General features: G+C 70.1%; 11 protein-coding genes. 8 read left to right on the forward strand and 3 right to left on the reverse strand.

The genetic code is table 11. The annotated features are described in order from the left end of the window. Positions 1-376 precede the first annotated feature (376 nt). Positions 377-1,666: a group II intron reverse transcriptase/maturase gene (gene ltrA, locus STH_RS08415; protein ID WP_011194155.1), complete on the forward strand. Its 1,290-nt coding sequence runs from the start codon at positions 377-379 to the stop codon at positions 1,664-1,666. 120 nt (positions 1,667-1,786) lie between these two features. Continuing rightward, positions 1,787-4,138 (forward strand): type IA DNA topoisomerase, encoded by a 2,352-nt coding sequence (locus STH_RS08420; protein WP_011195800.1) that lies wholly within the window; start codon positions 1,787-1,789, stop codon positions 4,136-4,138. Here STH_RS08420 and larA read toward each other — a convergent pair. Then, positions 4,086-5,348, reverse strand: coding sequence for a nickel-dependent lactate racemase (gene larA, locus STH_RS08425; protein WP_011195801.1), 1,263 nt, complete (start codon positions 5,346-5,348; stop codon positions 4,086-4,088). The genes STH_RS08420 and larA overlap by 53 nt on opposite strands. A gap of 159 nt (positions 5,349-5,507) precedes the next feature. Here larA and fni point away from each other — a divergent pair, with 159 nt between their 5' ends. Both fni and STH_RS08435 read left to right on the forward strand, forming a co-directional pair. Beyond that, entirely contained in the window at positions 5,508-6,599 is a 1,092-nt protein-coding gene (fni, locus tag STH_RS08430) for a type 2 isopentenyl-diphosphate Delta-isomerase (protein WP_011195802.1), read from the forward strand. An 808-nt stretch (positions 6,600-7,407) separates the two neighbouring features. Next, positions 7,408-8,085: a prolyl oligopeptidase family serine peptidase gene (locus STH_RS08435; RefSeq protein ID WP_043713816.1), complete on the forward strand. Its 678-nt coding sequence runs from the start codon at positions 7,408-7,410 to the stop codon at positions 8,083-8,085. Here the strand turns inward: STH_RS08435 and STH_RS08440 are convergent. After that, positions 8,082-8,522: a hypothetical protein gene (locus tag STH_RS08440; RefSeq protein WP_011195804.1), complete on the reverse strand. Its 441-nt coding sequence runs from the start codon at positions 8,520-8,522 to the stop codon at positions 8,082-8,084. The two genes, STH_RS08435 and STH_RS08440, sit on opposite strands and share 4 nt — an antisense overlap. Before the next feature lie 8 nt (positions 8,523-8,530). Further along, positions 8,531-10,513: a glycosyltransferase gene (locus tag STH_RS17180; RefSeq protein ID WP_011195805.1), complete on the reverse strand. Its 1,983-nt coding sequence runs from the start codon at positions 10,511-10,513 to the stop codon at positions 8,531-8,533. 194 nt (positions 10,514-10,707) lie between these two features. Between STH_RS17180 and STH_RS08450 the strand changes: the two genes are divergently transcribed. From STH_RS08450 to STH_RS08465, 4 genes are all read left to right on the forward strand, one after another. Beyond that, a complete protein-coding gene (locus STH_RS08450; RefSeq protein WP_148205529.1) occupies positions 10,708-11,346 on the forward strand; it encodes a hypothetical protein in 639 nt (212 codons plus the stop codon). Between the two features lie 58 nt (positions 11,347-11,404). Beyond that, positions 11,405-12,820: a ribosome biogenesis GTPase Der gene (der, locus tag STH_RS08455; protein ID WP_011195807.1), complete on the forward strand. Its 1,416-nt coding sequence runs from the start codon at positions 11,405-11,407 to the stop codon at positions 12,818-12,820. Between the two features lie 125 nt (positions 12,821-12,945). After that, positions 12,946-13,545: a glycerol-3-phosphate 1-O-acyltransferase PlsY gene (gene plsY / locus STH_RS08460; RefSeq protein ID WP_011195808.1), complete on the forward strand. Its 600-nt coding sequence runs from the start codon at positions 12,946-12,948 to the stop codon at positions 13,543-13,545. A 43-nt stretch (positions 13,546-13,588) separates the two neighbouring features. Next, positions 13,589-14,611, forward strand: coding sequence for an NAD(P)H-dependent glycerol-3-phosphate dehydrogenase (locus STH_RS08465; protein ID WP_043715378.1), 1,023 nt, complete (start codon positions 13,589-13,591; stop codon positions 14,609-14,611). Positions 14,612-14,679: the final 68 nt, after the last annotated feature.

The following is a 14,679-nucleotide window of genomic DNA, read 5'->3' on the forward strand; positions in this document are numbered from 1 at the left end:
CGAACACAGCAAAACCCGAAGCTGCCAAAGGGCGGTGCGGTAGATGGGGCGGGTGCGGGGTGAAGGTCAGCGTTCTTACCCGGGGAGATCTGCCGGGAACGCCAGCAACGCTGGTAACCTGCGTCGGGAGACGCAGCTGAACCGGCAGAAGTCAGCAAAGGCCATAGTACCGGCAGGGGGACGCCCCAACCGGGAAGGGCCGAACGTCAGGAAAGGGGTGAACCCGTTGCGTTCGAGCAGCCCGCGACAAACGCAGAAGACCCCGAACGGGACCTGCTCGCCGGAGGTAGCGGTGAAGCCGCAAGGGACGGCGAGAGGGCGGAGTGGGCAGCCGGCACAAGACGGAACGTTACCCCGCGGGGAGCACAGCAACCTGATGGAGCAGGTGGTGGCCAGGGAGAACATGCTGGCCGCCCTGAAACGGGTGGAGCGGAACGGAGGCGCTCCCGGCGTGGACGGTGTCCCCACCGAACGGCTGCGGGACCAGATTCGCGTGGAGTGGAGCCGCATCCGTGAGGGACTGCTCCAGGGGACCTACAGACCGCAGCCAGTCCGCCGGGTCGAAATCCCGAAACCGGGCGGCGGCAAGCGGATGCTGGGGATTCCCACCGTGATGGACCGCCTGATCCAACAGGCACTCCTGCAAGTACTGACGCCGATCTTTGACCCGACATTCTCCGAATCCAGCTACGGCTTTCGGCCGGGGCGGCGGGGTCATGATGCGGTCAGGAAGGCACGTCAGTACGTGGAGGAAGGGTACGACTGGGTCGTGGACATGGACCTGGAGAAGTTCTTCGACCGGGTCAACCACGACGTGCTGATGGCCCGCGTGGCGCGGCGGGTAACGGATAAGCGTGTGCTGCGGCTGATCCGGCGGTACTTACAGGCTGGGGTCATGCTGAACGGGGTAGTCGTGGCGACGGAGGAAGGGACGCCGCAGGGCGGTCCGCTGAGCCCGCTGCTGGCGAACATCCTGCTGGATGACCTCGACAAGGAGCTGGAGCGCCGCGGGCACCACTTCGTCCGGTACGCCGATGACTGCAACATCTACGTCCGCAGCAAGCGGGCGGGAGAACGGGTCTACAGGAGCGTGCGCCACTTCCTGCAGGAGCGGTTACGGCTGAAGGTCAACGAGGAGAAGAGCGCAGTGGACCGGCCGTGGAAGCGGCAGTTCCTCGGGTTTAGTTTCTACAAGCACCGGGGAGTGCGCATCCGGCTGGCCCCGAAGAGCCTGAAGCGCGTGAAGGACAAGCTCCGCACGCTGACGGACCGCAACCGCAGCCAGAGCATGGAGGACCGAATCCGGCGCCTGAATGCTTACTTGCGGGGCTGGGTTGGGTACTATGCGCTCTCCGATGCCAGGTCAGCCTTTGAAAGACTCGAAGGATGGCTGAAGCGTCGGCTGCGAGCATGCGTATGGAAGCAGTGGAAGCGTGTACGCACGCGCTTTCGGGAGTTGCGCGCCCTCGGTTTGCCCGAATGGGTAGTCCACCAACTCGCCAACAGCCGCAAAGGCCCGTGGCGGATGGCAGGTGGCCCACTAAACAGCGCCCTGGGCGACGCCTACTGGCGTGCCCAGGGGCTGATAAGCCTGACCGAATGCTATGAAGCGACTCGTCAATCCTGGCGAACCGCCGGATGCGGACCCGCATGTCCGGTGGTGTGAGAGGACGGGGGCTAGCCGCCCCCTCCTACTCGATTTGCCCGCGCTCCCGCTGGGAGGATCTGCCTGCGCCGGAAGGAACGGGCCGCCCCCAGGGCGAACATATATTCCGAGGTGGATGAGATGGCAGGCAAGCCCCTGATCATCGCGGAGAAGCCGTCCGCGGCCATGGCCATCGCCCAGGCCCTGGGCGGTTTCCAGCGGCGGGACGGCTACCTGGAATCGGCCGAGTATCTCCTCTCCTGGGCGATCGGCCACCTGGTGGAGCTCCTTCCCCCGGAGGCGTACGACCCCCGGTGGAAAAGGTGGACCATGGAGACGCTGCCGATTCTGCCGGAGGGGTTCGGGCTGCACGTGCTGCCGAAAACCCGCTCCCAGTTCCGGACCCTGGCCCGCCTGGGAAAGCAGGCGCCGCTCCTGGTCAACGCCTGCGACGCCGGGCGGGAGGGCGAGTTGATCTTCCGTTACATCTGCGCGGCCGCCGGGCTCGAAAAGCCCGTGATGCGACTCTGGGTGTCGGCGCTCACCCCTGCGGCCATCCGGGCGGCCTTCGCCGAGATGAAACCTCAGGAGCACTACGACCGGCTTTACCGGTCGGCCCGGTGCCGGGCGGAGGGCGATTGGCTGGTGGGGATCAACGCCACGCGGGCGTTCACGGTGAAGTTCGGGGAGCTGCTCTCGGCAGGGCGGGTGCAGACGCCGACCCTGGCGATGGTGGTGCGGCGTGAGCGGGAAATCGAGTCGTTTCGCCCCGAGCCGTACTGGGAGGTCTTCGCGGCGTTTCGGACGCCGGACGGGCGGGAGTATACCGGCAAGTGGTTTGGTCCGGACGGGGACCGGCTGTCCTCAGCCGACGCCGCCGAGGCGGTGGTGCGCCGGGTGCGGCGGCAGGCGGGCTGGGTGGAGGCCAGCGACGAGCGGCCGGTGGCCGAACGGCCGCCGCAGCTCTTCGACCTCACGAGCCTGCAGCGGGAGGCCAACCGCCGGTACGGCCTGACGGCCGCCGCCACCCTGAAGGCCGCGCAGGCGCTCTATGAGGCCAAGCACATCACCTATCCCCGTACGGACTCCCGTTACCTTTCCCGTGCGCTGGTGCCGCAGCTGCCGGCGTTGGTGCGCGCGTTGTCGGCCCGGTCGGACCTGGCGGCTCTGGCCGCCGGTGCGGACCTCAGCCGGGTGGGTTTCGGGAACCGCCGGGTGGTGGACGATGCCAAGGTTACCGACCACCACGCGATCCTCCCGACCAGCGAGGTGCCCCGCAGCCTCACTGGTGCCGAGGCAAAAATCTACGACCTCATCGTGCGCCGCTTCCTGGCCCAGTTCTACCCCGATGCCCGGTTCCTGGAGCAGGAGGTGGTCACCTGCGTCGGGGAGCTGCCCGACCGGTTCCGGAGCCGGGGCAGGCGCTTGGTGGATCCGGGCTGGCGGCAGGTCGAACCCGAACCCGCCCGGAAGCGGCGCGCGGCGGAGGATGAGGAAGAGGAGGGCCTGCAGCTGCTCCCGCCGCTGCGGATGGGCGAGCCGGTCGCCGTGGGGGACGTGGAGAGCCGGGAGAAGGCCACCCGCCCGCCGCGCCGTTACACCGAGGCCACCCTGCTCTCCGCCATGGAGTACGCCGGGCGGGAGATCACCGACGAGGCCTTGCGGGAGGCGATGAAAGGGCACGGGCTGGGCACGCCGGCCACCCGTGCGGCGATCATCGAGCGGCTGAAGGAGATGGGCTACATCATCACGGAGCGGAGGAGCCTCGTGCCCACTGCGAAGGGGCGGCGCCTGGTGGAGCTTGCGGAGCGGGCCGGGGTCGAGGTGCTCCTGAGCCCGGAGCTCACCGGCGAGTGGGAGCACCGCATTGCCGGCATTCAGTCCGGGGAGTATGACGATGCCCGGTTCATGCAGGAGATCCGGGAGCTGACGGCCCGGCTGGTGGAGCGGATCCGTGCGACCGAGGGCGCACCCGGACGCGGCGGCGCGGGCAGGAGCAGCACGGCGGAGCCCGGCCCGGCGAAGGAGGAACCGGCGGCCGGCGGACCGCCACTTCAGGACCGGCTCCCGACCCCGTGCCCGCGGTGCGGAGGCCCGGTCACCCGGGGGAGCCGGGGGTGGACCTGCGCCACCGCAGGATGCGGCCTGCGCATTCCCACCTTTCTCTGCGGGAAGGTCATCGACGGCGGCGCCGCGGAGGCGCTGCTCAGCCGGGGCCGCACGCCCTTGATCACGGGGTTCACCTCGCCGCGCACGGGCCGGCGCTTTTCCGCCTTCCTGGTGCTGAAAGAGGACGCCCAGGTGGGGTTCGAGTTCCCGCCCGACCGGCGCGGCAGCCGTCGCACGCGAAAGGCCCCCGGGGAGGGCGATGCACCCTCCCGGGGGCCCGGGGAAGCGGAGACGTCATCCCCGAATCGGAGCGACGGGGCATCCGCCGGCGTCAGCCCACGACGGGGAAGACCAGGGTCGCGTGCGGGAGCACGTAAGCCTTGAAATCGTCGCCGTGCTTCCGGCGCACGTAGGCCAGCGCCTCATCCAGCGTTGCGGCAGGCCGCATGAACAGGGACTCGGCCAGGTCTGACGGCTGGGGGGAGACCAGCACGACCTCCTTCTCCTTCAGCACCCGGGCGATGGCGAAGGCCTTGTGGCCACCCAGTTCGAAGTGGGACTCGAAGCGGCGCAGGATGTCGTCGAGGCTGTCGGCCTCCCGGACCCACCGTTCGAAGGCCGCCTCGCCGCCGTAACCCTCGCGGCAGTCGGCCACCAGCACGATGGTTCCGCCGGGCCGCGTGACCTGCTCCGCAGCCTCCATCGCCTTCTGGGACTGGTACACGTCCAGGTCCTTGGGGAATCCTCCGGCGCTGCAGATGGCCACGTCCGCCTGCTCGTCCACGCGGACGACGGACATGCGCTCACAGACGGCCACGCCCTCCAGCCAGGCGGCTTCCAGGTCGCCGGCGACGACGGCCACGATCTGCTTCTTCTCGTTGGTCACCACGTTCAGGATGAAGTCCACGCCGACCATGCGGGCCGCCTCCATCATGATGTGGTGAACCGGGTTATCCTTGTACCGGGCGGTGGCCGCGCGCGGGTCCGTCATCTTCCGGTGGTTGTGGGTGATCAGGCTCTTACCGGCGACGCCGGGCAGCACCGACTTGCGCCCGCCGGAGTACCCCGCGAAGTAGTGGAGCCCGATCAGGCCGGTGGTGATCAGGAAGTCGGCCTCGGCCACATGGCGGTTGACGGTGAGATCCGTGCCGTCGGAGAGTCGGCCCACGGTCACCAGGTCGTCGGCAACGCAGTCGTGGTTGACGAACCGGTAGCGGTTGACCACGTCCGCGCCGAAGATGCGCCGGTTCTCCTCGTCGGTGTGGGGGCGGTGGATGCCGGTGGCGACGACGAACGTCACCTGCTCAGGCCGGACGCCGGCTTCGTCCAGCGTGCGCAGCAGAGGCGGGAGCATGATATCGTACGGGGTGGGGCGGGTGATGTCGTTGACGATGATCACCACCCTTTCGGGTCTGCGGGCCCTCAGCAGCTCGGCCAGCGGCGGCGTGCCGGTGGGGCTCTTCAGGACGTGTTCCACGGTTTTCAGGGGGTTCGGCAGGGGAGCGACCTCGTTGGGCAGAAGGATCCCTTTCAGGTTCTCATCCGGCAGTTCCAGGAGCATCTCCGACTGTCCGATCTTCAGCGGCGTCTTCATGCGGATGCGGCCCCGTGCGTGCGCACGGACGGCCTTTCCCCCCCATCTGGTGCCCGGATGTGGCGGTAACGGTGGCGCGAAGGAACACTTCCAGTGTACCTGAGGGTCGGGGAGTCCCGTATGAGCCGTTCTGATCATTTCCGTAGCGGAGGAACCGCCATGGACCTACGACAGCAGCGCAAAAGGGATCACGTGCGGCTGGCCGCCGCCTGGCAGGAGAGGCGCCCTCCCCCTGCGGCCGCAGGGCCGGGCGCCGGGTGGGAGGATGTGCACCTGGTCAACCACAGCCTGCCGGAACTGGCGCTGGCGGAGATCGACCTCACCACGTCCGTCGCCGGCGTGCGGCTCGCCCAGCCGGTGGTGATCAACGCGATGACCGGGGGAGCCGACGACGTCACGGCCATCAACCGGGACCTGGCGGCGGTGGCCGCCGACCTGGGCCTCGCCATGGCCGTGGGCTCCCAGACGGCCGGCCTGCGGGACCCGGCGGTGGCCGACAGCTACCGGGTGGTGCGGCGGGTCAACCCGAAGGGGATCGTCCTGGCCAACGTGGGCAGCGACGCGACCCCCGAACAGGCCCGCGCGGCGGTGGAGATGGTGGAGGCGGACCTGCTGCAGATCCACCTGAACGCCCCGCAGGAGCTGCGCATGCCCGAGGGCGACCGGGACTTCCGGGGGCGGCTGGAGGCGATCGCCCGGATGGTGGAGGAGGCGCCGGTGCCGGTGGTGGTGAAGGAGTGCGGCTTCGGCGTGTCCCGCGACGTGGCCGTCCTGCTGCACCAGGCGGGGGTTCGCGCCGTCGACGTGTCGGGGCGGGGCGGCACCAACTTCGCCTGGATCGAGGACCGCCGTGCAGGGCTGTCCGACCCCGACCCGGGGCTTCAGAACTGGGGGATCCCCACGGCGTGCGCCCTGGCGGAGGTGGCGGCGCTCGGTCTGCCCGAGCTTGACCTCATCGCCAGCGGCGGCATCCGCCACGGGTCTGACGCCGCCAAGGCCCTGGCGCTGGGCGCGAGGGCCGCCGCGGTGGCCGGGCCGGTCCTGCTGCGGCAACAGCGGGAGGGCGCCAGGGGCGTCATGGCGTACTTGCAACAGTTCCTGACCGACCTGCGGGCAGCGATGCTGCTTGCCGGCGCGGGCAGCGTGGCGGCCATGGGCCAGGTGCCCGTGGTCGTGACCGGCTTCACCGGCGAGTGGTGCCGCCTGCGGGGAGTCGACCTGATGGCCCTGGCTAACCGGTCGGAACGGTAACCCCTCCTGCCCCGTCTCACACCAGGAGGGAATCTTCTGACGGAACATGCGGGTTCTGAGCCGATCGGGCGGACCCAACAGGCACAGCGGTGGCTTCGCCGGTACGGATTGCTGGCGCTGCTGGTGCCGCTGCTGGCCTACGCTGTGGCGATCGGCCTTGCGTACTGGCGCCCGCCCCTCCAGGTCAGCGGCCTCTCCACAGGTGCCGCCGGGGGGCTTCACATGGCGGTGGTTCAGGTGCAGAACCGCGGGCGGCTCCCGGTGCGGGTCGTGTCCGTAGAAGTTTTGGGGCGTTCTGCCGCCGGACGAGATGGCGATCGCCTGGCCGACGATGGATCCTTGCCGACGGTTCACGCCGCCTATGCCCAGGGGGATCGTACGGAGCCGTGGCCGCCGGGCGACTGGCGCGTGGAGCCGTTGACTGAGCCGCCAGACGTGGTGCGGCTCTGCGGAGCGCGTCGGTCTACGGGGGCAGGGACGTCCCGGCCGACTGGGGAGGGTGGCAGGACGCCGGGCCCGGCGTGCGCTACCGGCTGCAGCGAACCGGGGAGGACCTCTTCATCGAGTTCGCCCCCGAGCCGGGGAGCCCGCCCGGCGCACTGGTTCTCAACAGCTTCCTGGAAGAGCTGGGGGGCGGCCGGGCACGCTTTCGGTTCCGCTTGATCACACTCACAGATCGGCCGAGCGCGTCGAGCCTGGTGGTAAGCGTACCCCTGCGCTGGGGTGAGCCCGATCCCGCGGTGGAAATCGAGGTCTACAGCATCGATGAGTGGCTCCAGCGGAACTCGACCGAGAGAGGGTGGAACCCATGCAAGAATCACGGTGGTTCGCCCGCACAGTTCAGAAGCAAGTGTGTGCCAACTACCTGCTCTTCCTGCCCCCGGGGTACGGTGACGATCGCTCCCGTCGGTGGCCGCTCATCCTCTTCCTGCACGGCGCGGGCGAGCGGGGCAGCGACCTGAGCCTGGTGAAGAGGCATGGCCTGCCCAAGCTGCTGGACGAGCGGCCCGGAGACTTTCCTTTCATCGTCGTTTCGCCCCAGTGCCCCGATGGGGAGGTCTGGGACGTCGACGTCCTCCTGGCCCTGCTGGATGAGGTGTGTGAAACCCATGCGGTGGACCGGGATCGCATATATGTGACCGGTCTCTCCATGGGCGGCATGGGCACCTTCGCCCTGGCGCTGGCCGCGCCTCAGCGTTTCGCCGCGGCCGCGCCGGTCTGCGGCTGGGGCAATCCCCTGCAGGTGCGTCCCGAGCACGCCCGGGTCCCCTTCTGGGTCTTCCACGGCGAGCTGGACGACAAGGTGCCCGCAGCCCTGTCGGCGCAGATGGTGGCGGCCCTGCAGGCGGTGGGCGCACCGGTGCGGTACACGGTGTACCCCGGCGTCGGCCACGACGCCTGGACCCCGACCTACGCCAACGCGGAGCTCTACCAGTGGTTCCTGGCGCACCGCCGCTCCGGCGAGCCGGCCGCGGGGCCGGTCTAGCGCCAGCCGCGCCAGCCGACCCCGCCCATGCGGACGTCCAGCACCTGCCCGCTGTCCTTGTCGATCAGGACGTCCACCCGCTTTGGCGGCTCTCCCAGGGCCGAGGTGAATCGCACCACGAGCCCCTCTGCGGCCAGGTCGACCAGGGCGTCGGGCCGGAAGCGCTGCAGCCCCCGGGCGGCGGCGGGGTTCAGCCCCGCCAGGACCCGGGGGGCAGAGTGCGCGGCGTACCAGTCGGCGACCTCCGGATGCGCCAGGGCGGCCGCGACCGCATCGGCGGGCTGCACGGGCAGGGGTCGGGCAGAGCAGCCTGTCAGCAGAACCTGCGCACTGAAAACGGCCGCGAGGGCCGACAGAAGCATCGCCACGCGCCGGCGGCGGCCCGCCGGCGCCGGGGCGCGTCCGCGTAGCGCGTCCCGGGTCGGACGTACGCCCATCCGATCGATCACTCCCTCGTGCGCGGGGTCTTCACCCAGTGGCTGGGGCCCTTCCCCACCGCGGCGAGCACCAGCGCGCTGAAGTAGGGCACCGGGAACAGGAAGCCGGCCAGGGGCAGCACCAGGATCTGCCCCACGGCCCCCAGCTGTCCCAGCCACATCATCGGCCGGCTGGCCGGGTCGACGTAGCGCATGTACCGTAGGAAGATGTACACGGCGAACCCGATGTAGACCGTGGAGACCATGTGGAGGCCGTACCGCCACGCCGGCGGCAGGACGGTGGGATCCACCAGCCCCAGCGCCCACAGGATCAGCACGGTGAGCGGCACCAGGGTGGCCGCCTGGTAGAACAGCCACTGGCCCTGGCCCTTGAACCAGAGCGACCGGAGCAGGCGGCGCTGCTCGGGGGAGCCGTCGCCCTCCGCCCGGATCTTGCGCATGACCTGGATGTGGCCGCTGGCCCAGCGGAGCCGCTGCCGGTAGAAGCCCATGAAGGTCGGCGGCGTCTGCTCGCTGGAGGGGTAAGGCAGGTACTCCGGCCAGGCGCGCGCCTTCAGCCAGGCCCGGGTGCCCAGCTCCAGGTCCTCGGTCAGGGTGGTGGAATCGAACCCGCCGATCTCGACCAGCAGCCTGGTCTCGACGAAGACGTTGGTGCCGCCGACGAAGGGGATGCTCCGGTAGACCACCGGCAGGTGCCACTCGTGGCTGATGGCGGTGAAGAGGGAGGCCAGCTTGCAGAAGGCCCCCATGTCGTACCAGTTCCGAACCTGGAAGACCGGCCCCTGGAAGATGCGGGGCAGCGGGACGTCGGCAGCGCGGGCCTCCACCACCCGGTGGGCGAGGTAGAGGAGCACCCGGGAGTCCGGCCGGCTTTCGGCGTCGTAGAAGCCGCACCAGGTGGAGCGCCCGTCGATGAACCCCAGGGCCCAGTTGAGGGCCCGGCCCTTGGTGGAGGGCACCGGGACGCCAAGCCGCCGGCCGCCGAGCCGGCCGTCGAAGTCGGCGGGCACAACCACGTGCCTGACCGCCGGGGCGTCCTTGCGCCGGCTGTACTCGGCGACCTTCCGCTCCATGATGTCCTGGGTGGTCGGGTAGACCTCGCGGTAGGCATCGGCCAGCCGCTGCTCCAGCTGCGGGTCGGCCGCCAGCGCCTCGAGGCGCGCGGTCAGGTTGGCTGCCAGCGCGGTGCAGAGGGAGAGAATTAGCTCCCGGGTCAGGGAGTGGTGCGCCTGGGCGGCCAGCGATGCCAGCCGGCGGCCCAGCGCGGCGCCGTCCTCGCCGCGCAGCGAGGCGAAAGCGACGGCGCACGGGATGGCCAGGGAGAGAAGGGCGGCGTAGGCGCGCTGGAGCGGCTCCTGCCCGAGACCGGGGAGCCGGCTGCGCAGCGACCGCACCACGTGGTGGTCCACGCCGCGAGAGCCCTTGCGGAGCAGCCGGCACGCGGCGTCCCAGATGATGGGCCGCAGCAGCGGAGCAGGGATGCGTTTCAGGTGCCGCAGCCCCTCGTTGGGTCCCAGCCGGCGGGAGACCTCTCCGATGCCGTCCAGCGCCAGGCCGGCCACCAGCGCCATGATCAGCCCGCCGGCCTGGGTGTCGGGGTCGGGCACGTCCGCGCAGCCGCGGAGGGCGCGGGCGGCCCCGGTCACCGCGGCGGTCCGGCTCTCCGCGGCGGCCTGCGCCTCCTTCTCGTCGGTGACCACCAGCACTTCATACAGGTGCGGCGGGTAGGTGAGGCCGGCCAGGTGGTCCACGGTGCGCTCGATGACGTCGGCCTCGTTGCGGGCCGGCACGATCAGGGAGACGCGGGGCAGGGCGATGCCGTGCTCGCGGGCGCGCGCGGTCACCCGCTCCAGGGACAGCGCGGGCCTGCGCTTCCAGTACCGGGTGTCGGCGTAGCGCTTCCACCAGAGCAGGCGCAGGAACAGAAGGAAGAAGAAGAGGTGGAGTCCCACGGCCACCAGGTAGACCCACGCGGCAGTGTCGAGTTGCATCGTGCGGGACCCTCCCACAGGGTGATGACAGCCATAGGTTGGCAGAACCCTGTGGCGATTATGCCCCGGAGCGCGTGCTCGGATTCGGCGGGTTCTGTATAGCTTGGCCGTGCCCGGCCAAAGCTAACCCAATGGATGTGGAAAGCCCGCCAGTCACTGCCGGCGGGCGTGCACACCGGGAGGGTCGCCCCATGATGCCCGTGGGTCCAATCCTGATCCTTCTCCTGCTGGTCCTGGCCGCGACCGGCTTCCTCACCGGCCCGCTGCGCCGCATCGGGCTGAGCGGGCGGGCGGCGCTCCTGCTCCTCGCCGCCATGCTCCTGGGATCGGCGCTGGAGCTTCGGCTGGCGCCCCGGCTCACGCTGAACGTGGGCAGCGGCCTCCTGCCGGCGCTCCTGTCCCTCTACCTGCTGCGGACAATGCGCCGCTGGTGGGAGCCGTTGGCGGCCGTCGGCGGGGCCGCCAACGCGGCGGCCAGCCTTGCCCTCATCAGCCTCTACTTCCCGCCCGGGCTGCCCACCGAACTGAACCTGTTCTACCTGGACGCGCAGTACCTGTACGCGGCCGTCGCCGGCACGCTGGGCAGCGTGATCGGCCACACCCGACCGGCGTCGTTCGCCGCCGCGGTGTGGGGGTCGCTGGCGGCCGACGTGTACCATTACCTGCACTACAGCGGAGCCGGGCACGGCGACATCGTCCACCGCATGGGGGGTGGAGGGTTCCACGGCACGGCGCTGGTGGCCGGAGTGCTGGCCCTGACGCTGAGCGAACTGCTCCAGGTGGGCGCCCCGGAGCGCCGGGCGGCGGCGCCGCCCCATCTGCCGACGTCTTGACCGCCGCTGGCCCATCCTGGATAATGTCCAGGGTGGAAGAGACAGGAGGAAACAGCCTATGAAACCGATCGTAGCCATCGTCGGCCGGCCCAACGTCGGCAAGTCAACCCTGTTCAACCGGCTCACCCAGAGCCGGCATGCCATCGTGGAGGACCAGCCCGGGGTGACCCGTGACCGGCTCTACGCCGACACCGAGTGGAACGGGCGCACCCTGACCCTGGTGGATACGGGCGGTATTCAACTGGACAAGGAAGGCGACACCATCGAGGCGCACGTGACCCGGCAGGCCGAACTGGCGATCCGTGAGGCCGACGTGATCATCTTCGTCGTGGACGTGACCGACGGTGTGACTGCGCCCGACCTGGAGGTGGCCGATCTGCTGCGCCGCCAGCGCAAGCCGGTCATCGTCGCCGTCAACAAGGTGGAGAACCTGAAGCGGGAGGACGAGGCGCTGGAGTTCTGGGCCCTTGGGCTGGAACCCCTGATCAACGTCTCGGCCGAGCACGGCCTGGGCACCGGCGACCTGCTGGATGCTGTCGTCGCAGCCCTTCCCGACCTGTCGGAGCCCGAACCGGAGGAGGGCGGCCCGGTCCGGGTGGCGGTCATCGGCCGGCCCAACGTCGGCAAGTCCTCCCTGGTCAACGCCATCCTGGGCGAGGAGCGGGTGATCGTCTCCGACGTGCCCGGCACCACCCGGGACGCGATCGACGTGCTGGTGGAGCGGGGAGAGGACAAGTTCCTCCTCATCGACACCGCAGGCATGCGCCGCAAGGCCAGGGTGGAGGAGGCGGTGGAGCGGTACTCGGTGATGCGTGCCCTCCGCGCCGTGGAGCGGGCACAGGTGGTCCTCATCGTGATCGACGCGCAGGACGGCGTGACGGAGCAGGACCAGCGCATTGCCGGCTACGCCCACGAGAACGGCAAGGCCTGCATTGTCGTGGTCAACAAGTGGGACCTGATCGAGAAGGACGACCGGACCATGGCGAAGATGACCGAGGAGGTCCGGATGCGGCTCGCCTTCATGGATTATGCGATGATCCATTTCGTGTCGGCGAAGACCCGCGCCCGGGTCCACCGGCTGCTGCCGCTGATCAAGGAAGCGGCCGCCAACCACGCCCGGCGCATCTCCACCCGGGAGCTGAACGACCTGGTGCGGGAGGCGGTCGCGCTGAACCCGCCGCCGTCCGACAAGGGGCGTCGGCTGAAGATCTTCTACGCCACCCAGCCCCACGTCAGCCCGCCCGGGTTCGTCTTCTTCGTCAACGACAGCGAGCTGGTCCACTTCTCCTACCAGCGCTACCTGGAGAATCAGCTGCGGCAGACGTACGCGTTCGAGGGGACGCCGATCAACCTCTACTTCCGCACCCGAGAGAAGGCCAAGCTCGGCGAGCGGCCGGTGCGGGTGCGGCGGGTGCTGGCCGGCGGCCAGACCCGGGAGATCCGGCGCGCGGCCCGGAAGCGGTCCACCGAGTAACGGCGTGAAACCCGCATATAGAACCTCGTACTAGTACCAGGAATAACCCCACGGACGACGAATTACTGATCTCTGACCCGAACGCGGGCGGACCGCGCGGGGTCCCGAGAAGGAGGAAGCGGGCCGTGGCGGAGCTGGTGAGCGTCGCAATACTGGGGTATTTGCTGGGTTCCATCCCCGTCGGCTTCCTGATGGGCAAGCTGCGGGGCATCGATGTGCGCCGCTACGGCAGCGGCGCCACAGGCGGCACCAACGTGCTGCGCACGCTGGGCCCGTGGGCCGCGCTCTTCACCGTGCTGTGCGATATCGGCAAGGGTCTGCTGGCCGCCTACCTGGGGGAGCGGCTGGCCGGTGAATGGGGGTTCGTGGCCGCCGGGTTGCTTGCGTCGCTGGGGCACTCGTATCCCGTTTGGCTGCGCTTCCGCGGCGGTAAGAGCGTGGCGACCAGCGGCGGCGTCATGCTGCTGCATTACCCGCTGGCCGTCCTGGTCGGCATCGCGGCGGGCGCCCTGGCGGTGGTGCCGACGCGCTGGGTGTCGCTGGGGTCGCTCACCGCAAGCCTTGCGGTGGTCCTGCAGCTTTTCCTCCTCGACGCCCCCCTGTCGCACCGGCTCCTGGTCGTGGCCCTCGCGGTCGTGATCTACGTCCGCCACTGGGAGAACATGAAGCGCATCGCGGCCGGGACGGAGAACCGTCTCGGCGTGAAGGCGCGCCCGCGTGCATAGCGGTCGCCCGGGCGCAGGGGTGCGGGGGGCGGTATACGTGGACATGGCCATCCTGCCCGCCGGGGTCTGGGGCACGGCGCTGGCGGTGCCGGCATCGGCGGCGGGCCGCCGGGTGCGGCTGTGGCGCCGAACGCCGGGTTGGGCCGAGAGCTGGGACCGGGGCCATCCGGTCCTGCCGGGGCTGAAGCTTCCCGAGAATGTGGTCGCGTGCGACAGCGCACAGGCGGCCGTTTCCGACGCGGACCTGGTGATCCTGAGCCCGGCCGGCGCCGGGCTGCGGCCCGTCTGCCGGCTCGTGCGGCCGCACCTGCGCCCGGATGCGGTCATCGTCTGCGCGACCAAGTCGATCGAGCCGGAGACCCATCTTCTCGTCCATCAGGTGGTGGAGGAGGAGCTGCCCGGCCACCGGGGGCGGATCGTCGCTCTGTCCGGGCCCAACTTCGCCCACGAGGTGGCCGCAGGGCTGCCCACCGGGGCCGTGGCGGCCTGTCCGGACCTCTCCCTGGCCGACTGGGTGCAGCAGGCCCTGATGACCGACCGGTTCCGCGTCTACACCAATCCGGATCTGGTCGGCGTGGAGCTGGCCGGTGCGCTGAAGAACGTCATCGCCCTTGGGGCCGGCATCTCGGACGGCCTGGGGATGGGCGACAACGCCCGGGCCGCCCTCATCACCCGCGGGCTGGTGGAGATGGCCCGCCTCGGCCGTGCCATGGGGGCGAATCCGCTCACCTTCGCCGGACTTGCGGGCATGGGCGACCTGGTGCTCTCCTGCACGGGCGACAGCTCCCGCAACCGCAGGGCAGGGCTGGCCATCGGGCGGGGGCAGAGCGCGGAGGCGTTCCTGGCCGAGACCGGCCTAACGGTGGAGGGCATCACCACGGCACGAGCCGGCTGGCAGCTGGCGCAGCGGCTGGGGGTGCGGATGCCCATTACCGAGGCGATCTACCAGGTGCTGTACGAGGGCCTGCCGCCGCTCACGGCCATGGAGCGGCTGATGGCCCGGCCCCGGGCGCACGAGCTGGAGGAGGTCGCCGGGGCGGACCTGAAACCGCCGTTTGATCCGTAAGGACGGCCCGCAGCGGAACGTTTCCGCTGCGGGCCTTGTGCGCGCCAATCACCCCATGCCGGCGTACG

Origin of the sequence: Symbiobacterium thermophilum IAM 14863 (genome assembly GCF_000009905.1) — a bacterium.
In the GTDB taxonomy this organism is placed as follows: domain Bacteria; phylum Bacillota; class Sulfobacillia; order Symbiobacteriales; family Symbiobacteriaceae; genus Symbiobacterium; species Symbiobacterium thermophilum.